Origin of the sequence: Dysgonomonas sp. 25, assembly GCF_010501075.1 — a bacterium.
Taxonomy (GTDB): Bacteria; Bacteroidota; Bacteroidia; order Bacteroidales; family Dysgonomonadaceae; genus Dysgonomonas.
Window position 1 is genome coordinate 82,621 of the sequence record NZ_QVMN01000009.1, and the last position, 21,875, is coordinate 104,495.

Annotated in this window: 16 protein-coding genes; 12 read left to right on the plus strand and 4 right to left on the minus strand. The window is 37.6% G+C overall.

The features are described from left to right. Nucleotides 1–6 precede the first annotated feature (6 nt). The 11 genes from D0T66_RS13875 to D0T66_RS13925 all read left to right on the plus strand — a co-directional run bounded on the left by D0T66_RS13875 (nucleotide 7) and on the right by D0T66_RS13925 (nucleotide 15,185). A complete protein-coding gene (locus D0T66_RS13875) occupies nucleotides 7–888 on the plus strand; it encodes a PKD domain-containing protein (RefSeq protein ID WP_163357908.1) in 882 nt (293 codons plus the stop codon). Between the two features lie 33 nt (nucleotides 889–921). Beyond that, nucleotides 922–3,459 carry a type VI secretion system protein TssR domain-containing protein gene (tssR, locus tag D0T66_RS13880; RefSeq protein WP_163357909.1) on the plus strand — a complete coding sequence of 846 codons (2,538 nt, stop codon included), beginning with the start codon at nucleotides 922–924 and terminating at the stop codon, nucleotides 3,457–3,459. 34 nt (nucleotides 3,460–3,493) lie between these two features. Then, entirely contained in the window at nucleotides 3,494–5,332 is a 1,839-nt protein-coding gene (locus D0T66_RS13885) for a hypothetical protein (protein WP_163357910.1), read from the plus strand. A gap of 36 nt (nucleotides 5,333–5,368) precedes the next feature. Then, a complete protein-coding gene (locus D0T66_RS13890; protein ID WP_163357911.1) occupies nucleotides 5,369–7,861 on the plus strand; it encodes an ATP-dependent Clp protease ATP-binding subunit in 2,493 nt (830 codons plus the stop codon). A 119-nt stretch (nucleotides 7,862–7,980) separates the two neighbouring features. Further along, entirely contained in the window at nucleotides 7,981–8,718 is a 738-nt protein-coding gene (locus D0T66_RS13895; protein ID WP_163357912.1) for an IS630 transposase-related protein, read from the plus strand. Nucleotides 8,719–9,371: 653 nt separating this feature from the next. Beyond that, nucleotides 9,372–10,430 carry an ArdC family protein gene (locus tag D0T66_RS13900; protein ID WP_163357913.1) on the plus strand — a complete coding sequence of 353 codons (1,059 nt, stop codon included), beginning with the start codon at nucleotides 9,372–9,374 and terminating at the stop codon, nucleotides 10,428–10,430. Between the two features lie 299 nt (nucleotides 10,431–10,729). Further along, nucleotides 10,730–11,035: a hypothetical protein gene (locus tag D0T66_RS13905; RefSeq protein WP_163357914.1), complete on the plus strand. Its 306-nt coding sequence runs from the start codon at nucleotides 10,730–10,732 to the stop codon at nucleotides 11,033–11,035. 21 nt (nucleotides 11,036–11,056) lie between these two features. Then, nucleotides 11,057–13,582 carry a ParB/RepB/Spo0J family partition protein gene (locus D0T66_RS13910; RefSeq protein ID WP_163357915.1) on the plus strand — a complete coding sequence of 842 codons (2,526 nt, stop codon included), beginning with the start codon at nucleotides 11,057–11,059 and terminating at the stop codon, nucleotides 13,580–13,582. A gap of 183 nt (nucleotides 13,583–13,765) precedes the next feature. Then, nucleotides 13,766–14,005: a hypothetical protein gene (locus tag D0T66_RS13915; RefSeq protein WP_185154847.1), complete on the plus strand. Its 240-nt coding sequence runs from the start codon at nucleotides 13,766–13,768 to the stop codon at nucleotides 14,003–14,005. Nucleotides 14,006–14,146: 141 nt separating this feature from the next. Further along, the gene (locus tag D0T66_RS13920) at nucleotides 14,147–14,476 is read left to right on the plus strand and encodes a hypothetical protein (RefSeq protein ID WP_163357916.1); all 330 of its coding nucleotides are present in this window, start codon (nucleotides 14,147–14,149) and stop codon (nucleotides 14,474–14,476) included. Nucleotides 14,477–14,516: 40 nt separating this feature from the next. Then, on the plus strand, nucleotides 14,517–15,185 hold the full coding sequence (locus D0T66_RS13925; RefSeq protein WP_163357917.1) for a hypothetical protein: 669 nt from the start codon (nucleotides 14,517–14,519) through the stop codon (nucleotides 15,183–15,185). 217 nt (nucleotides 15,186–15,402) lie between these two features. Here D0T66_RS13925 and D0T66_RS13930 read toward each other — a convergent pair whose 3' ends face one another. The 3 genes from D0T66_RS13930 to D0T66_RS13940 all read right to left on the minus strand — a co-directional run bounded on the left by D0T66_RS13930 (nucleotide 15,403) and on the right by D0T66_RS13940 (nucleotide 16,771). Continuing rightward, nucleotides 15,403–15,699, minus strand: a complete 297-nt coding sequence (locus tag D0T66_RS13930; protein WP_163357918.1) for a helix-turn-helix domain-containing protein — start codon at nucleotides 15,697–15,699, stop codon at nucleotides 15,403–15,405. A gap of 53 nt (nucleotides 15,700–15,752) precedes the next feature. Beyond that, nucleotides 15,753–16,070, minus strand: a complete 318-nt coding sequence (locus tag D0T66_RS13935) for a helix-turn-helix domain-containing protein (protein ID WP_163357919.1) — start codon at nucleotides 16,068–16,070, stop codon at nucleotides 15,753–15,755. A 113-nt stretch (nucleotides 16,071–16,183) separates the two neighbouring features. Beyond that, nucleotides 16,184–16,771, minus strand: a complete 588-nt coding sequence (locus D0T66_RS13940) for an RteC domain-containing protein (protein WP_163357920.1) — start codon at nucleotides 16,769–16,771, stop codon at nucleotides 16,184–16,186. A gap of 422 nt (nucleotides 16,772–17,193) precedes the next feature. Between D0T66_RS13940 and D0T66_RS13945 the strand changes: the two genes are divergently transcribed. After that, nucleotides 17,194–18,441 (plus strand): site-specific integrase, encoded by a 1,248-nt coding sequence (locus D0T66_RS13945; RefSeq protein ID WP_163357921.1) that lies wholly within the window; start codon nucleotides 17,194–17,196, stop codon nucleotides 18,439–18,441. A gap of 211 nt (nucleotides 18,442–18,652) precedes the next feature. Here the strand turns inward: D0T66_RS13945 and D0T66_RS13950 are convergent, their stop codons facing one another. Beyond that, complete coding sequence (locus tag D0T66_RS13950) at nucleotides 18,653–21,187, minus strand: T9SS type A sorting domain-containing protein (protein ID WP_163357922.1); 2,535 nt, start codon at nucleotides 21,185–21,187, stop codon at nucleotides 18,653–18,655. Nucleotides 21,188–21,875 lie beyond the last annotated feature (688 nt).

Consider the following 21,875-nt stretch of genomic DNA (forward strand, 5'->3'; position numbering starts at 1 on the left):
CCTGTTATGGGGAAATTAAATAATTATAGAGTTTTTGTTGTTATCGGTGTTATTGCACTGTGTATCATTCTGGCATTTGTCATCCGTAGTTTATTTACCACGCGGGAGATTGCAGCATCAGTCAGTCCGTTGGATATTGAAATCGGACAGCCTATAATTTACAACGACAGTACAAAAGGAGCTAATGCGTGGTTATGGGAATTTGGCAACGGAGACGAATCCACCTCACAACAAGGCAAATATACTTTTGCCGAAACAGGGCGTTATCAGATACGCCTTAAAGTAGACAATAAACAAGAAAAGAAATTTGTCATTAATGTGCGGGCAAAACAGAACGACGAAGAAGAACAGTTGGTACATATTGAAGCCCCTAAAACGGCAATGCAGGGAGAATACATCATTTTCAGGGGTGAAGGCCCTTCCAAAGAATGGCGTTGGGAATTCGGCGAAACAGGTATTGTCGACTCGCGTGAAAAATCCGCTATCTATAAATACGAACTTCCGGGCAATTATGAAGTCTTGCTTTCGACCGAAGAAACGCAATATCCGGTTCGTCACCAGATCGAAATATTACCACAATATACAGAGGATGAATCTACTGACGTGGAATCGCTTATCGGTAACGATATAAAAGAGAAATTGCAAAATATTATAGATCAAAAGCCATTCAATAAGAATTACAATTATGTACTTTCTACCTACCTGTGTAATAATCCCAATACCCTTGTTGTTGTCAACAATAATAAGAAAAATGATTTCTATTCCTATTGTCAGGGATTAAAGATTATCGGTCGGAAAAAGACTACCATAGATAATGTAATCATCGAACTCGATCCATTGAATGATGCCTGTATTCAGAAACTGATCGTCGTACAATATGACAATTAATATCCCAGAGTTTAACTAACAATCCAACCGGTAATGAGAAGCTTCCTTAATAATACATTGATACTAATTGCAATTTTGTTTATCGTGACATCCTGTGGCCCGGTACACATGTTTACCCGTGTGAAAAAAGTCCCGAGAGAATATTCGATGAATTATTGCGGAGGAGAAATCAAAGCTCCCAAAACTGATATAAACAAGAAACCTTGGATCGTCTATTCCGACAGGGCTAACAACGTCACTTATAATAACGCAGGAGGAAAGATCAAAGCAAAGGATACAGGTTATTTAGAGCCATTCCTTGTTATCGGAAAGAAAGGAAAGTCCGAATATTTGAAACTAATAAAATACACGCCCGATATTCTTAAAAATGGAAAGTTAGACTATAAAAAAGCGGAATATTATGGCTGGATTCATAAATCCAACCTCTTACTAAACTATCAATCCGTAACTGATATATCTACAGGACGTAAAAACAAGCAGCTGGTCGCATTTTCAGACACCACAATGTTTGGTGAACCTGAAAAATATTTTGAAAATGATTCCATCAAATTGTATAAAGACCTGAAGATGGAAGAACAGGCTGGCAATACCTCTGTTTACACCCTTGTATATCCCCTGAAACAATCCGAAGACCGGACAAAAACACTTATTGCAAAAAAAGCAGAACTGGCGCCCGAAACTGCCGACGAAGATATAATGGGTTGGATAGATAACGGTTTGTTGCAGGATGCCGGACAGGTGCTTTATATCGACCGGAAAAGTATTCCCGAATATAAGTTGCAGTTGAAATTGCGGGAAGGACTGACAATCCTACCCAATGAAGAAATGGAAGATTTGCAGGATGTTATCAGTGAAAAGTATAAAAGCGCTAAATACAACCCCGTTTATTCTTATGGGGAGAAAGGGAGATTCAGTGCCTTCAAAACAGTATTGAACATTCCAATGCTGGATTACAATCTTAATTATATTTTTAATGTTAATGGCGGACATATCAGTTACCGCAAATTTCGCTCTATTTCTAAGAAACTCAAACATATCAACATTGTCTTTATTCTGGATGGCAAACAACATACGATAAGCCATTTCCCTCAGATTGTCAATGCCCTTCAAAACCTTCAACCCCTGTTCGAAAACAAGAGTGATGATTATCTTTACCGATTTGGATGTGTAATGGATTTTGACACTCAGCCCCGTTCTTTTAATCCTGTTTTTAAAGAATTAAACTCCGACTACTCCCAGTTGATTAATTACTTGTCAGATAAGGCAAACCGAAAGAAAGAACTCAGGCCAATCAATGTCAGCCGTGCATGGGGAAACATTAATAAGGCCTTTGATTTAGTAAAAGATGAGTCTGAATCCACTAACCTACTTGTTGTAGTTGGAGAAACGGGTTTTTCATCTGAGGAAATTACAGAAGATATAAAAGAAAAACTTGCAGCTAATAATTGTCGTGTTATAGGCTTTCAGGTTTATTCCGGCGAAGCAGACAATTATAACAATTTTGTGCTGAATATCGAATCGATGATCACTTCCTATTCCGACAAAATGCTCAAAACCAAAGGTGATATTCTGGTATCACCCAAACAACTCCGCTATGATAATTATTTCACCGAAGTGGGTGAATTAAAAAACGGCTATCGTTTGGATTTCCCCAAAAGCAGTATTACACAAGGAGCTGTTTTCTTTCCGCAAAAAGGAGAAAACCTTTCGTTAGATGTGCTGACAAATAATGTCGATACGATCCTTCAACAGATAAAAGAAGATAACACCAGCCTGATACAGTATATGAGCTCGGCTTTTGCCGCTACCGGAAATAACCGTACCCGCTTTGACAGCCTGTTTGTTATCCATCATGGTTTACAAGCTCAACGCATGCCTAAGAAAAATATCGTGTCAGGTTTCAAGAACGATTTGCCGGGCTGGGCTTTATCCTCGCAGCCTATCATGTTGGATGATTCACTCCGTCAAACAATCGGTTATAAGCTATTACTTAATGAAAGTGAAATGCAGGAAGTAAAAGAATTTGTTGAGTCCCTGTCTAAGTACGAGGTTGATTATATCGATCTGGCAAAAGCAAAGAAAAAAAAGGCGAAGAAACCTTGTAATTGTCCTGATGATGATATTTTCGTAGAAATAGAACAACAGAATCAACGAAACTATCTATCAGTAAAGGATCGTTTTACCGAAAAAACACTACCAACCGATAGTATAGGTAACCAAGCAAAAGAGCAAAAAGGAAAATATGCCAATACTGGTATCATACGTAGGCATTTATATAACCTGTATATGAAACAGATGCAATATTGCAAGCTTTGTAAACAGAAGAACAAGCACCTTAAAAAATTGACTCTTGCTGAAGCTCAGACACATATTACACATTGCCCTGCATACAGCGAAGAATTGAAGGGATATACAGTCAAAGACTTGAAAAAGAAAAAAAGACTGACGGATTCGCAGTTGGAGCAACTGGTTATCTATTTCAAAGAGATGAAAAAGAAGCTGGATGAAGCAGAGAAATTTGAATCTAACGGACAGGCATATTACTGGGTTGATAAGGAGTTGTTACCATAAGTAGAAAGACAAAAAGCAGGAGGTAGAATACAGAATGAAAAGTAGAGAAGCCATTCGAAATAAGATTATTCGCTATGCGAATCTGGTTTGGGATATTCCACACATGAATAACCTGAACTCGTTAGTTCACTTAATTATCGAAGAAACATGTAATGAGTTATTCTTATTGGATAACAGGTTGGAGGATGTAGATTCTACTATATTAGAAAAACTGGTTCATAATCTAGCACCTATAGACCTCAATTATGTGCGTCCTGCGCATGGTATTTTATTTATAACACCGGAAATCCCTCAATACAAATTACATAAGGAGAGTGAATTCCTATTAAAAGAAATTCCAGATAATCTTAAAGATAAGGTAATTCTGCCACCCTCATTTACTCCGGTTTCAGATGTAACATTGTTAAACATGTCTGTAAAGCATTTATTTTTTGATCAGACATTATGGATGTGTGATGATTCAGGGAATAAAACACCAATAATGCATACTTCTGGAAAGGCAAGTCATAATACCCTATGGGTACAATTTGAACACCATTCGGATATCAAAAAATTGAAAGATTTTTGTTTATATCTTGATTTTCCCCATTTGAATGATAATCATGATTATTTTGAAATCTTGAAAGAAGCCAGTTGGAGTTGTGGAAGAAAAAGTTTACAAATAAAGTCAGGGATGCCTTTAAACTCCTTAAAAAATATTGATTCTACAGAACAGGAGGTATTGGATTATTATAAAAAACGCTATTGGACTATATCAGATATGCTTTATTTGAATGAAGATGGTATAACCCTACCTACAGAGCTGCGTGAAATAATGGATATAGAGGCTTCGTCTTCAATCCCTTCGGGAATATGGATATCAATAAAATTTCCATCCTTCTTTCAACAGGATGATATTGCGAAAATATTTGTTGCAATAAATGCTTTCCCCGTTCTAAATCGGCGAAATAATGAACACCGTTTATTATTGGATGATTTTACGGGTATTACAACTCTTCCGTCAGAACCAGGAGAGGAGTTTTTGGGAATATATGATATAAGAGATTCACATCAGGTTGCTTATGAAAAAGATGAATTTATCACGATAGGGAAAAAGGGTGTCTACTCTGTAGAGCCTATCAGAAAAAAAGATCTTAACGATAGCCGTATTTACGATTATCTGGAACGTTTTATTGATACATTGCAAAATGAAAAATCTGTTTTCCCAAATATTGATGAAGAGCAGATACAATCTGTTTTAAATTCTATTTCCGATATCCTTGATAAGGAAAATCATAAACAAGATATTAATAGCCTGAATGAATATGCTGAGGTTGCACGTTTAAGAATCAATCCGCACCCAGATGCCGGCTCTGTCAAAATTGAATACTGGACATCCCTTGCCGAGCGTTTGAATGGTTTATCTAAAGGAACAGCAATGATGGCAAATAAAATTTCAGCGTTAAATAAATCCGATGCCGTTTTATTAACAGAGGTCAACGAAGGCCGGACATTTTATGATATAGAAAGCTTAAAGGCTATTAATCGTTTTTATTTGATATCCAGAGGGAAAATTGTGACTAAATATAATATTATCAGTTTTTGTGAAATAGAGGTCGGAAAATATTGCAGTGATATAGATGTTATGCGTAAAGCAATGGTGAGCCCTAGATATAAAGAAGGGATTATCAATGTGATGGAAATACAGCTAACTCCTAAAATACAACATGCAGACCATTTTAAAAAGAAAGGGGTTCTTAATGACTTGAAGATGCGGATATCAAAGCAATCTCCCCCTCATTATCGGTATGTTATAAAAGTGATGGAAGCTAATGATATAACTTTTGAAGATGGTTTTTCTTTGTCACTGATACAAAGTGTAAATAAAAATTAAAGATAATAGTACTAAAATGCAATATATAAACAACTTATGGACTTTATCAATCTGAACGAATCAGTACGTACCGCTATCCGCATAGCGCAATCGATAGCCCGCGAATATTATAATGCCAACTATTCGGCGGCACATCTGCTAAAAGCCTTATTACACAAGGAAATTGGTCTTAGAAGCTTTCTTGAAAGCATGGATAAAGATATCGAATACTTGAACGAATGGGCAGAAATGCGTATCGACGACTTCCCGAAGGCAGGCGTAGTAGCGGATATTACTCCCGATGAAAAAATCCCGGAACTGTTCGAAGAGTCAGACAATGTCCGTTTAAAGTTGGGACTGCTGGAGATCAATCCGATTTGCGTGTTGACAGCCATGGCACGCCCGAATGTGGCTTTCACCATCGATCAATTAAAATCTTTTCCTATCAGGGAAAACGAAATCTTTGAATTGTATGTCAGTAATAAGGAAACGATATCCAAGATCGGAGTAAATAACAATACATCTACATTTGCATCCATACCGATGGAAGAGGGCAGTGGAGCACCTTTAGTCAATTTGCTGAAATATTGCATTGATAAGACGGCACTTGCCGAAGACCTAAAAATCCATAGCATCGTCAGCCGCGATAAAGAAACGCGCATGATGATGGAAATACTTGGTCGCCATAGCAAGCCGAATGTCATGATTATCGGAGATTCGGGAGTCGGTAAGACTGCCCTTGTCGATGGGTTGGCTCATGACATAATCAATAAGAACGTACCTTCTTATCTCGATGGAGCCACGATTTACGAGCTTGACCTCGGGGCTTTGATTGCCGGAGCAACCTACAAAGGAGAGATAGAAGACCGTATCAAGAATATCATCAAGGAGATACGCAATATTGACAATGCCATTCTCTTTATTGATGAAATCCATGTTTTGCTCGATCCCAAACAAGGAAACAGCGGAGCTGCCAATATATTGAAACCGGAGCTCTCGAAAGGAGACCTGACCGTAATAGGCGCTACGACAGTTGATGAATACCGCAAACTGATCGAACCTGATCAGGCGTTTAGCCGCCGTTTCGAAGTATTGCAAGTGAATGAGCCGGATATTCAATCGGCGGTATTGATGATGCAATCTGTTTTGCCAAGATATTCTGAATTTCATCATTTGAAAGTATCGAAAGAGGCTGTCGAAGAGTGTGTCCGTTTAGCCAAACGTTACGTCAAAGATCGCAAGCTTCCCGATTCTGCGATTGACCTGATAGACCGAACCCTTTCGGCAGCTAAGATGGTCAACGAAACAGCAAAAAAAGATATTCAGTTGCTAACAGAGCAATTAGCAGAGATTGAAGGAAATGTTGAAAAAGCGGAAGAAGAACGTTTAGCAGATTTACACTTCCTATACTTCAATATGCAAAATAAGCTCAGTCCGCTATTGTTGGGTATGATAACTGATGAAACAGACGTAAAGGAAATAGATAACTACCAAACCCTTTTTGAGTATATTGACAATGCATTGGATACGCTTAGGGAATTTATCAAAGATAAGATAGAAACCATTGAGGTTCACGAGGTAGCTGCTATTATCTCCAGCAAAACGGGTATTCCGATTGGTAAGGTACAGGCACAAGAGAAAGAACGCCTGTTGAATATGGAAGACTTATTAAGGAGGAGGGTAGTAGGACAGGATGGCGCTTTAAAATCATTGGTAGATGCTATCCTTGAATCACGGAGCGGACTTAATAAACAAGGACAGCCTATTGGTTCATTTTTCTTGTTAGGCCCTACGGGAACAGGTAAAACAGAATTGGCTAAATCCTTGGCGGAAGTTCTGTTTAATGATGAGAAAGCAATGATACGTTTCGATATGTCCGAGTTTAAAGAAGAACATTCAGCAGCTTTGCTCTACGGAGCACCTCCGGGATATGTCGGTTACGAAGAAGGAGGATTGCTTGTCAATAAGATTCGCCAACAGCCTTATGCCGTAGTTTTGTTTGACGAAATAGAAAAAGCTCATTCATCAGTTTATGATATCTTCCTGCAAATTATGGATGAGGGAAAATTACACGACCGCTTGGGCAAAGAGGGTGACTTTTCCAATGCTATCGTACTGTTTACTTCGAATGTGGGTAGCCAGTGGCTCACGGAGCAGCTAAACAATGGAATGACTCCTACAACAACCCAACTGATGGAGGTGATGGGACAATATTTTCGTCCGGAGTTCCTTGCCCGGTTGTCGGAAATAGTACCATTCTCCCCAATCAACGAGACTATGTTGCTCAAGATATTTAATATCCAGCTCAAAAGCCTCGAAGAAGCTCTAAAAAAGCAGGGAATAGAATTGGAAATAGATGAAGAAACAAGGAAGGCACTTGCTTCAAAAGGCTTTACTCCGAAATATGGTGCGCGTCAGGTAGCGGGTACAATCCGTACATATCTCAGACGCCCAATTTCGAGAATGATTGTCGGTAATAAATTGAAGCATGGTAATAAGATTATCGCAAACATGAATGAAATTGGGGAATTGGGATGGGATATAAAATAAGTATCTTTGTATATAATAGTAGCATTAAAAAAAATAAAGAATGGAGAAAACTGAGCTTGTTAAGATAAAACGAATATTTTTTTCCTATCAGTATTATGTTGAAATTTTCTATTATAATCATGCAAAATAATACACAGGCAGAAAAACGGAAAAGATGGACTGAATATGAAATCGTAGACTATGTGGCGTCTCTAAGGGAACAGCAGAAGGAGGAACCAGCTCCTTTAGTTCTTCGCTCAAAAATGAATGATTTAGTAGGCGAGCTGTATCAGGATGGCTATACATGTTTAGAAATCAGCAAACTCCTAAGCATGGGAAAATGTACCGTGTACCGTGTCTTGAAACGGAAGAATATTTTCAAGAAACAGGACAGGTCAATAGACAAGGAAGTCGAAGAGAGTGTGGTGTGTATGTACCGGCAAGGTCAGGAAGCTAAGGAAATCAGTGAATTGTTAGATATCACGATACCTTCTATCCGTTGGATTTTGAAAAAGAATAAGGTTCCGTCCCATAGGACAAGAGTTTTCGTGAAAAAAGAAAAACCGGATGAAAAGGTTTTGGAAAAAGCGGTACAGATGTACCAAAAAGGCATTCCATACCAGGATATCAAAATCAAGTTAGGTATAAATAACTCTCATCTTTACAATACTATCCGTAAAAGCGGAGTACCGCTACGTGGTGGCTGTAGGGTTAAAACAAAGCAAAGAATAGCGGCCGAAGAGGAAGCTATCCGTCTGTACCGGGATACAGATACCTATGTTCGGAAAATCGAGGAGAAAACCGGAATTGCTTGCAGGACATTAACCCGGTTGCTGAAAGCAAGAAACATTCCTTTCCGCAACAATCTTAAAAGATAAACAAAAAGGAGAAATCGTCCCAATGGATGATATATCTAGTCACTGGATGGCTTATAAGTAATTTCCTAAAAAATAAAAGCCAATCTATTAAATGATAAATAAACCTCCGTGTCCAATATTGGATCATTATTAAATTGGGCACATAGGACTGTCTCTCATGGTTTTCTATAAGAGAGGACAGAAAGGAAATGCCTGATCGTGAGATTCGGCATTTTTATTTACCTAGCCTATATACCCATTGCCTCAAGCGTAGCCTTTCCCTGTATTTTATCCTCAAAAACGTTTTCCAAACCTATTTTTCTGAATACAGGGGCTACCCATGATGCAATCCGGCTAACGCCTGGATATTGCGGCCGGTAAATATCGCCGAATTCTCCCGGATGAATCGTATATAATAATGATATAAGGTGTAGATTATCAGGTATTTTGGACTAAAGTAATATCAAGATACTTTACCCCAAAGGCAAAGTTATTTCGCGTCTCTAATCGGAAATAAAAGGCTATACAGAAGTTTCGATGCAAATCTCCACCCTTTCGGGTAGTATTTGTATCGAAAGCCTTTGTATTTCCTGAAGGACGCAAACTTTTGCGCCTTTGAGGTAAAGCACCTCCTCCAAGACAAGGTGCATAATATTGATATAAAATATTCCGATATGAAAATCAAAAACAAAAGGCTTTTGGCGACTGCTGAAAAATTCACGAACCTAATGATTAAACGTATTATGGAGATATCCGACGATTGGGAGCAACCCTGGCTCACGGTAAAGAGGAAAGATTTTCTGCCTCGAAATTTCTCCGGACGATATTACAGTGGCGGCAATACTTTTATGCTGCTGCTTTCTTCTTTAACAAAAGATTATCGTACACCGGTCTTCCTGACATTTAAGCAAGCCGAAAAGATAGGAGTGCGTATACTCAAAGGCTCTGTTTCATTCCCGGTTTACCATATCACCTATATGTATTATAACTATAATACGAAAGAGCTAATATCCATCAGCGAGTATGAAAAATTGAATGAAATGGATAAGGTATCTTATTCACTGATTCCAACACCCAAATGTTATGATGTCTTTAATCTGGATCAGACCAATTATAATGAAGTATATCCGGATGAATGGAATGAATTACAGGCAAAACATTACATTGAACCTAAATTCAATGCCGAAGAGATGTACAATCATCCGCTACTGGATGAAATCATCTATAATTGCCGGTGGGTATGCCCGATTCAAATTCAATTATCAAACAGGGCTTACTATTCGGCAGGCAATGACCGGATAATTCTTCCCTTTAAAACCCAGTTTGAAAGCGGAGAATCCTTTTACGGCACAGCCCTTCATGAAATGACCCATTCTACAGGTCACAAGGATAGATTGAACCGATTGAAGTGCGGAGACGAAAACTATGCCCGTGAAGAACTGGTTGCCGAATTATCTGCTGCACTAATGGCTTTTTATTTGGGCATTGAAACATGTATCAGAAAAGACCATATTACTTATCTGAAGGGTTGGTTGGAAGAATTACATAAAGATTCGACTTTCCTGATGGATGTACTGACCGATGTTGTGCAGGCAGTCAAATACATGTGTTTGCATATTAATTTTAATCCGTTTGATGAAGAGAATTTGCATGAGCCGATTTCGGTTTCGGATAGTAAACATCCTGTGAGCCGTATACCTGTACAGGAAAATGAATTGGTTGTAGTCAATTGATATGTATAGGGAATTGAAATGTATGGTGCGAAAAAGTTATCGCCATAAACGAATAGGTATAAAGAAAAACTATTTGCAACTGACCATCCACAGACGAAAGAAAAGATTATGCCTTAGCTTTCAGGTAAAGCCGCCGGGGTATATACGTAAATATGTCAGAGTACATAATTTCCGTTGGAGCCGAAAATATCGTTACTGGCATTCATTCCTTAATAAGAATAAAATAGAGAGTGTAAAGCATATCTACCGGTATATAAATCACTAAACTATAATCAAAAAGGTAAATATTAATAACGACTATGGCTAATATACATACCAATATCACAGAAATTAATTGTCCGGATGATAGCATTGTGGAACAAGTCATCGGATATATAAAGGAATTGTTCGAATGTTACACTATCGATATGGATCGGGGGCATTGTGAACTGGAGTTTGCCTCAAGAGGAGGATTCCCTATAAAGGAAATGCAGGAGATGACGGATAAAATCAACTATCCGTCGCTCTATATACAGGTCGTAACCTACGAATTGCCTAACGAATCGGTTGAACACCATATTTATCGATCCGGCAAATGGACAGATAAAATAGCAGGAAAAAAATAATAAATAAAAACAAAGAGAATAATGGAAACAACATTCAAAAAGATAACAGGTAAGAGATTTGCCCTGACTAATTCTTACTTTAAGAATAAGAAACCCGGTTACCCGAGTACCGTACTGGAAATAACCCAATATTATAAACAACATGGAGAGCTGCCATTCGAGTATACAGGGAAGAACTGGCTTTACCAAACAATGATAGAACGGCAAAAACGTTTTGGCGTCCATAGCGACCAATACCTGACTCCCGATAAGACTGCCGGGCAGCTGGTTGAGCTGACGAATAATTTTATACCGGATAATAATGTCGTTCTCGATGCCTGTTGCGGGACAGGCCAGTTAACTAAATACCTGCTGGAAAATAACCTAAAGGTAATCGGTTTTGATAAGGACAGGGAAATGGTTGAAATATGTAAACTCATGTATCCGGATGCCGTCTTCCATATTTATGATTTTCTAAAAATAGAAAGTAAATTTCATTTCGATTTGATTGTATCCAATCCTCCCTATTCGGGAAAAGAACTGACAAGTTTTTTGAAATGGCTCTCATCAGCACTAACAGATACAGGGAAAGCAATTGTTCTGATACCAAAAGATTATATGACAAAGACAAGGCCTAAAAGATTGGCGGAGTACATAGGACGTTTTAATATCCTTCATAAAGAAAGTATGACTGAAAGCTTCCATCATACCACCTGGAGTTCTGAAATACTTATTCTCGATTTGACAGAAGCCTATAAGAAGGCAAGGAAGGAACAACAAGGAACAATCGGACAAGAGCAAGAAATATCGGAACCGGAACCTGTAGCTAATGACAATATTGTCATTGATCCTAAATCTGAAATAGTTATTCAAAGTGCGAGGGAAATACAAAATGAGCACCCGATTATAGAAACCTTTGAAGATAAAGATCTGAATCCGGCAGGTATTCAATATATCGAACTCGACAGAATAGCAGCCAATCCTTTAAATCCCCGCAAGCATTTTGATGAAAAAGCTATCTGGGAACTCTCCCAAAGTATAGCGGCCAACGGCCTGTTACAGTCGATAACCTTGCGTCCTAAAGGTGATAAGTATGAAATTGTCTGCGGAGAACGTCGGTACAGGGCTTGCTCATTCCTATATTCCATAGGTAAAAGAGGAAATACTATGCCGGCTATTGTAGGGGACTACACGGATCGCCAGGTAATGGAGATGGCTTTGGCGGAAAATCTGGAGCGGGAGAATCTGAGTGCTATCGAAGAATCGAATGCCTTTCAGTATCTTATCGAACAGAATGAAGCCGGTATTGATGAGCTTATTGTAAGATTCGGCAAGACAGAAAAATATATCCGAAGCAGATTGAAGCTGCAAAACCTGATAACCGAGTTCCGGGTATTGATGGATATGAAAGAATTATCCATCAGTTCCGGTATTGAATTATCCAAATATAGCGGTTCAATCCAAAAATGTGTTTATGATGAACATTATCTGACAGAAGGACATATGAACTGGAAAGATATACGCACAAAGGAGCTGTCTGACAGGATGATTCGCCTTTATACAATGGAACTTAGTGCCTATAAATTCGATAAATCAGCATGTAAAACCTGCCCTTTCAATACCGATACAAGTATGCTATTCGACGACTGTAAAGGGAAATGTACTCATATTGAATGCCTGAAGGAAAAACAAAAAGCTTATACCATAGAATATTGTAAACAGGAAACAGCAAAAGATGTAGCTGTCGTAGTGTGTGTTACACCGGCAGAATCAATTCCTTCCGATATGAAAGACCGGTTGGGCGAGTCCGGAGTAGAGGTGAAGACAGCATCAAGGATCGAAGAATTACCGACACCGCCGAAACAACCCCAGAAGGAATACTACAAGAGCGAAGAAGCATATAAAAAAGCATTGAGTGACTTTGAAGTGAAATGCTATGAATATGAAGAAGAGATGCAGGATATTGAAGAAAAAGCAGCAAGAGGAGAAATTCAAAAAGTCCTGCGAGTAGGGGATAATAACCCTCGTATATGCTATGTGCCTGTTCAAGAGAAGGATAAACGCGAAACCGCTGAGGATCTGAAAAAAGAAGATGAAAAGAACAAGGAAGAGATGCGAGCGAAAGTAGCTAAAGATGCGGCTACAATTCTGAAATCGATAGATATCCCCGTTGCTCAATTATCCGCATTTGAGGAAGAAGTCCTTTTGTATTTATTACTGGAACATATAGAATCCAAATACTTTTATCTGTTCGGTATAGCCGATGAACAAAAAAAGAAATTGGATGAAGAGGATAAAAAAACGATAATTCAAGGGATACGGCCTGAGCAAAAAGGCTTCCTGCTCAGATTATTTATTACTAAACAGTTACTTATGAGCTTTAATGCTTCTTCCAAAAAACAGTTTATTGTTACGCAAATGGCTCAATTGATTTCTCCTGAAAAAACAACAGAAATATATTCCAAACATAAACAGGTATATGATAAGCAATATGAAAGGATAAAAAAGAAAATTGAAAAACTGAATCGGATGAAGAAAAAGATAAGAATAGAAGAAGCTGTAATCTAATGGCAGAAACAACCTAAACCTACCTGCCGGAGAGTTAAAGCAGGTAGGTTCTCTCAGATTTATATCGGTTTATATTTGCCCAACAGAAAGAAAAGGAAATATCAGACCTCGAAACCCGCATAGAGCAACTCAAACAGGATTATGAGTCATACAAGGCGCAGGACGATATAAATTTGCTATTCGATGTATTTCCGCATGCCGGAGCGTTTACGGATAGCGCAGCTATGTAAAGGTATCGGACTGGCAATAGACACCATCAAACAGCTATTTAAGGAGAGCAAAGACTCCGACAGGCTGAAATTATCTATCAACGGGCAGAACATCATCGACTGGTTCCGGGAGCAATTCAGCAAACTACGACAGACGATAAGACCGCATATCAAGCCAGCCCCACCCACACCAAAGAAAGGGCGGGGAATATAAGCCCCCGACAAAGCCGGAACTAAATAAGTGCAAAGGTTTTAAAAGATTATCATGGCTGCCTTGCAGATATTTGTTAAATTTGGCAGCAATAGGAATTTGACAGACAATTAATAAAATACAAACAATAAAACTATTAAACCCATGAGCAACGAATTTGATTATTATGTGATTTATCCGAAAAGTCCGGAAGATAAACGTATTGCAACTGTTGACGAGTGTCCAGGACCGAGTAAATATATACATGATAATTTTTGGGAATTTCACGGTAAACCTGTGCCTGACCCCCAACCGACTTCTTTTACATACAGCAATCCCGTCCCGCGAGGGAAGCTGACTGTGGGCGACTACTTCTGGGCAGCAGGGGACAGCGTCTTCTCAAAGAGAGTTGCCGATGTTCTGGTTCCAATGAACGTCGGGGGAGTTCAGATAACCCCCGCAACGGTTTTCAGCAACAAGGGTGAAATATTCTAAAATCTTATTATATTAATTAGGGACTAATTTATATGTTTATATGAAAAAGATTATTTTATTCTCTATTGCGACTATATTATGTTGTAATGCTATAGCTCAAATTTCTAATATAAAACATTATTATAACTCTTTATCCAAGAGTGTTCTAATTGATTCTTTAAAATCAAAAATGATAAACACTTATCAAGATCATTATATTGATTCAGGTTATCCTATCGACTCAATAATTAACAAAGGATATTTGGCAGAAATTTCGAGTGAAAATTCCGTGATTGTACTTGCTCCTGAAATGAAAAACGCAGCAAATTATAATTTTGAAAAAGATATATATGATTTTTTGACAGTTGATACAGTTTTAACGAAAATCGTGTATTATAACAATGAGACGAGTACATTGACTTTATTTGATCTGAATACCGGTTTACGCAAAATTGAATACTCTAAGAAAATTCAGAAGGATATGAATCGGGCATGGGATTATGTATCTAAAGAAAAACCTGATTTGTTAATGATAGAAAGTTGGATTTTTAAAGATAAAAACAGCGACAATGTAAATTTATTTCTGGTAAAAGATGGAAAAATATATGTCTATCGAACTAAATATAAAGATACATATGAGTTGAATCATTTTATTCGTAAATTTTTTAAAGAAAAAGAATTTATTGAACATGCTATTTTGAATGAGAAAGGTCTTATGTTAAATGGCTAAATTTATAGATTAAGATAACGGTAATATTTTGTATGATAGTTTAATAATAATCAAACAGGAATAAGGTATTACATTTTTTAATATCTCTATTCCTGTTCTAATTTGAAAAATTATTTATCGAGCAGTGAGTTTTTTGCGAGGTGTGTATATCTTTTTGTAGTCAATATTTATTATAAAATTGTTTTTTTAAGTATTAATTCTCAAAAGAGTAACCGATTTATTCTTTCTTGTTTTTTCGACGATTCGCAATCAGAAACTCCGGAATTTCAGATTTAAGATAATATGGTTTTCTGTTATCCAGCGTATAGAAAGTAAGAATGCCTTTTTGCCTGTATCTTTGCAGTGTCCTTTTAGTAACACCTAATAACTGACACATATCCTGATTGTCCAGCAGCTCATCGCCATTAAGAGCATCTTTGCGATTAAGTAGACGTTCTATGCTTTTGTCCAATTTATCGAAACGGGAGATAATTATTTTCATGAAGCCTTCAAAATCCTCAGAATTTACTAACATACGGATTGCGTTTAATTATAATATCTGTTTAAAGGAACTTAATAATAAATTCTCTAATTCTTTTTCATATTTTTCATTTTATCTTTACCATAAGATAAAATATGGGATTTATAATATCTGACCTTAGCACCGATTCGAAAATATTCAATTTCTTCTTTTTTTCGAATTCTTTGTAGAGTTCTTACGGATACTCCCAATAAAAGCGCTGCTGCTTTTTCAGTTAACGGTTCATCTTCAAATTCTGAAAAACTTCCTTTTAGCTTCTGAATAATTTCGAACGAATCTTTCATAAACTCTTCCATGCGTTCCAATTTATTCATGATGCTTTTGAAGGCATCATCTTTGATCGTAATACAATTTTTTTGTTCCATAATGATTTGTTCTAATGTTTCATGGTTACAAAGTTGTTTCATTTGAATAATAAAAATTCCCGATATCGGTACTGATATCGGGAACGTTTTTTTTATAAGATACTATTCTTCAGTCAATTGTTTAATGATTTTAAAATCGAATAAATATTTTCTGGTAATGAATCTAGGTATCTGGTTGTGTTTGACTTCCGTAAATTAATCTCTCCCAGTATATCGTAATAATTGCCAAGATTAATTTGAAATATAAATTCAAAACACCGGAATATTTTACTCATACTTGCTTTTCCTCCATTTATAGACTTTGCTATTGCATATACAAGCTCTACTAAATCAACCTTCTTGCCTGTCCAGTGTAATAATTCAGGAATATCAGGTTTTAAATATTCAAGATTTATCAAATTAGGATTTGAGATTTTATATCTGATAACATCGAGTTCAGTTGCCAAATAGACAATTAATTTATTTATTAAATATTCTATTTCATAGCTATTGTTACCTGATAAAAACTTCTTCTTAAGAGTAATATCCGATTTGATTTCTCTTAAGAAACGAAAACTTGCAAAAATATTCTCTTCCTTAGAGCAATATTCGATTAAATCTTTTACGAAATTTTCTAATTTTTCATGAGCATTGTTATTTATTGGGTCGGTTGTAATACTATTAATTAATTCCGAATAAAAAAAAAGTAATTTTGTATTCATGGCTTAAAGTCCTAATTTACAAACATTAACTACTAGGACTTAATAGATATTACAAACAAAAATAAAAAAAATATCAATCAAAGTATTGTTTTGTATTAGAATATCTCTATCTTTGCATCCCGTTAAGCGAATGCTACTATTCAATAAGCGAATTGAAGAAAACGAGTTCACAGGAAAAAGTATGGGTGCAAAATAATTACGTAATGTAATTGTCTCATATTTAATGTGATACAATATTGGTTTCAGGACTGCCTGGGACTACAGATGAAGAAAAAGGAATCGAAGATAAGATTCCATAAATTCAAGAAACACTACAATACCAGCCGATTAAGTCTTCTGTGGTGGAAAGACTAAAAAAGCAACTTTCATAAATTACAGGTTTTTGTTGTATAATTGTTAGACTAAAAGAAAGGCAATTGACAATGAAAGCAACACTAAAAATCCTATTACGTACTAACTATCAAACAAAAGAAGGAAAACAACAACTATGCCTTCGCTATACCTCCTATAGACGTACCACGTTTATAGGTTTAAACATATCCATACACCCCAAACACTGGAACGACACCAAAAAACAAATCAAAGCAAGCGAACCCTATCACCTGCACTACAACCAACTCATCAAACAACAAACCCACAAAGCCGAAACCATTATCCTGGACAACTACCTCAAACCACTCCCCGTAGCCGAATTCATTCATCAAATGAAAGACAAACACTACGGCAATACCGACTTCTACACCTTTATCCAAAACGAAATAGAACTCATCCAATCCGCACGCACCAAAGGCACCATAGACAACTATAAGAGCCTGATCAACAAAATGAAAGAATGGAAACCTGCCCTGACCTTTGATGAAATAACCCTCGACTATATCCAACGCTTCCATGACCATGAAATCAAAACAGGCAACCAACTCTCCACCATCTATAAAAAACACGCCAACTTTAAATTTTTGATAGGCCTAGCTGTGGACAAAGAAAAAATAGCGAAAAACCCCTATGATAAATTTGAAATCAAGAAAATCACCAAAGCCCAAAATAACGATATCCTGACCGAAGAAGAACTCCAAAAACTCCAACACGCCTATGATAACAACACATACACAGGAGGCAAGAAAGAAGTATTAAGAGAATTCCTCTTCAGTTGCTACACCTCCCTTTCCTATGCTGAATTCGACAATGTAACCTACGGCGACTTAAAACCTGTCACGATAAAATCAAAATCAGACGAAAATCAAAAAGAAGAAACAACCATTACAACCCACTACCTCCTATGCAACGAACGCAAAAAGACAAACGTTATGTATAAAATACCTATAATATCCAAAACAGTAGAACAACTGTTAGAAAGAGAAGTCACAATAAAAACGAAAAAAGGAGAAGAACATAAAGATAAAGAATCTTTCCAAAAGATATTCTCACCGCTAACCAATCAACCAACTAACCGCTACCTCAAAGAAATCATGAAAGACCAGCATATCAACAAGACGATGACTTTCCATCGTGCCCGCCACACCTTCCGCACCATAGCCGCAAGAAGAGGCATCCATGACGGAATAGCCGAACGCATAATGGGACATGCCGAAGGAAATGATATCAAAGACATCTACACCCACCTGCACGACGAAGACATTGTTCGGGAAATGAAAGATAAATGGATCGTATAATAACCTATGGTTATAATATTTCGTTGTATAATCGATAGGACGGTGGACGGCAGAAAATTCGGACGAGATAAAAATGCCGAATCTCACGATCCGGCATTTTTCTACTGTCCTCTCTTATAGAAAACCAGAGAGACAGTCCTATGTGCCCAATTTAATAATGATCCAATATTGGACACGGAGGTTCAATATTTATATTTCTTAAAATTTCAACTTACTTAATAACCACTTTAAACGTAGAGTTCATTTTCTGCGAAGCAAAGCGTAACAGATATACCCCTGCCCCTTTACCCGAGGCATTGAATTGAGTAGTTGTACCCTTAGTATTTCTCACATTCTTCGTCTCAATCAGATTACCATTTCCATCATACAAGTAAAGGGTATAATTCATCTGCTCACAAAGCTCTATCTCTGCCGAGAAGTTTCCGTCATTCGGGTTCGGATAAACGATAAACTTCTTGATAAATGGTTCTACTTCCTTGTAATCGTCAATATCTTTTGCATCTTTTACTTCAATGGTCTTGTAGAGTATGTCCTGACAAGCTCCCCTGTAACCTATCATCCCGATGGTATAATGCCCGTTATATGGAATAGAGAAATATATCTGATGCTCTGTTTGCTCTGATATTGTAGCTTCGTCCGGCATTATCCATTCGATACGGTCGTAAGCCATATTGGTTATGTTCACAGCATATACCTCTTTGTTATTCGGTATTTCTGTCGCCACCACAAAGTCTGCTGTCAGTTCGTCATTCGATTGCCGTACGGTAATCTCATCATAGGCGGAGCATCCATCCTGATTGGTTATCGTAATCCGGTAGTTCCCTGCCTCGGATATAGTATATACCGAATCGGTAGAGAGAATGCTTCCATCTTTTGTCCAGAGATAGGTAATCGAATCCTGCCCTATCGAGCTATTGAGCGTCACACTGCGGTCTTTGCAAAGGGTAATATCATTCCCTAAATCGACTGCAAGCGGTTCGGGTTCATAAAGCGAATAAGAATCTGTTAAACTGCATCCGTTGGCATCGGTTATGGTGATAGTATAATCGCCCGCCGGAATCCCCGTACGGTTTTGCGTTGTTGCTCCATCCGACCAAAGGAAAGTATATGGCGTCACGCCTCCAGTAATGGTTAATGTGATTTCCCCATCGGCATATGCACTGCATGTAGGCTCTTTGATAGTTGAAGTGATATTCATTCCGTTCGGAGAGGTTACTTCTCCGAATGCTTCCATGCTGCAATAGTGTCTCGGGTTATCCTTGTAGCGGGCATCACGGACAAAGACAGAGTAAATCCCTTTTCCTAACCCTGTAACGACGTGGGTAGTGTCACCTGTTTCCCAAAAATATTCATAGGGAGGAGTTCCTCCGGTTACTACGGCTTCTATCTCGCCTATCTTATATCCGTCGCAAAGCAGATGTTGTCTTACATTAGTCGATACAACCAATGGTTCGGGTTGTACGAGGTGGAAAATACGCGAGGTTGCCTGTATATGATTGCTATCAGTCACGCAAATCATATAATGCCCTGAATAAAGATTAGTCAGGATACTATCGTTTACCGATGTATATGTTTCCAGAATAGTTGTACTATCAGGCGTTATCCTACGCCATTCATAATCGTATGGTTTCTTGGGCAAAAGGTGAGGGCGGCCGCCTGTTACCTTGGCTATAAGTTCGCCATCGTTATCGCCATTACAGGTGACATAATGATGTTCTTTGATTTCCACTAACAATTTAGGCGGTTGATCGACATCGATTGTTTTTGAAGCCTGACAACCACAATAATTTTGATTATTGGACGGATTGAGCAAGTATGCCGGATTCCAATTCTGGTCATACACTTCAATCGTATATTTACCTTTAGGAATATTAAATAGAGTAGACTTCACACTGGAAATTGAATCCAGGCGAATCAATGTTTCCGTTTTCAGTACTGTTCCACTTACAGAATCTTTCCAGACAATGGAATAAGCGCCCGAACCTCCATCGATAAAAGCCCATGCTTCTCCATCAGAATAACCGAAAGCTTTGGGTTCATGATAGTCATCATCAAAAATACGCAACGCACGGGCTGGTTCTGATACAGAAACAGGTAGAAAAGCGGTGTCGGGTTCACAGCCATTGCTGTCTTTCAGGTAGATTTCATAATCACCTTTTGCCAAATCGGTAAAATAATAAACGGAATCGGTAAATGTCACAGGTGTCCGGAAGAGGGTTCCTCGCTGCCCTAGTTCATATAATTCGGCATAATAGGTGCCTGTTCCGCCAGATGCTTTAATTTTTATGCGCCCGTCTATTCCGCCATGACAATGAACAGAATCCTGGAATACTTTATAAGAAACTTTCGGCCGCTGGGGGATGGTAATGGTGTAGCGGTGGTTAGCTCCCTGATTGTAAGTATTTGTAGTATCACCAACACCCACGCCATATTGATATGTACCATATACACCAACTATATGTGCTCCGGATGGAAGGTTAATAATAGGATTTGATTTAAAGGTTACCGGGTCAATATTTAACTCTATACCTTTAAGGACTAATGTATCTGATCCTGTTTCTACTTCTCCAAAATAGACTTTTTCTCCTGTGTATAATGCTCGGTCAAAGTTCAATATTAATTGGGCATTATCGTCTCCATGGCAAATTTCTAATAGAGTATCGACTGATAAGATATGAGGGGCGGATGGGATATATTTATATACTATTGAGTTCGATTCTGATGTTGTATCAGAACAGGCATCCATCGACACCCGAATGTGAATAGCTTTTCCATAATCAGAATCTGATAAAAATTCTGAGCCTTTTATATTTAAATAATTTTTTTTCTGAAACTTTGGCGGTAGATCTATCCATGTGATATTGTTATAAGAATACTGCCATTTATAAAAATTAGAATTAATACCGGAGATAGGGTTAATTACTATTGGCTCCTTATCGCTAAACTCTGTTTCTTCTGGGGGTGCTAATATTACATGAGGTTTAATGGTTATTGTCGCATTACCAGGAACGTTTGAACCAAATTCCGAAAAATTATAGTTTTTATAAAAACAATATTTATTGACAGGGACATCTCCATTTTTTCGAGTACTTGAACAAGGATTAAACCCTTCCCCATGCCTCTTTACTGTATGAAAACGAATATGTGTTATTTTGTTATTCTCTCTAAATTTTTGAGGAGTTGTTACTAGATTTCGGTTTTCATAGACTGCAGGATCAAAAAATCTTTGGGGTGTGCTATTGTTTTGATATGTCAATTCTATCCATTGCAACCCCCTTTGAGAGCCACAGTTTTTACCTCCATCTCCAACATATCCACCTATCGTTAACTCATAATATGCATCATTTGTTTGCCCCTTCACATTACCAACAAACAATATTGCCAGTAATACTAATAACCCTATCTTTTTCATAACCGTTGTATAATTAAGTCTG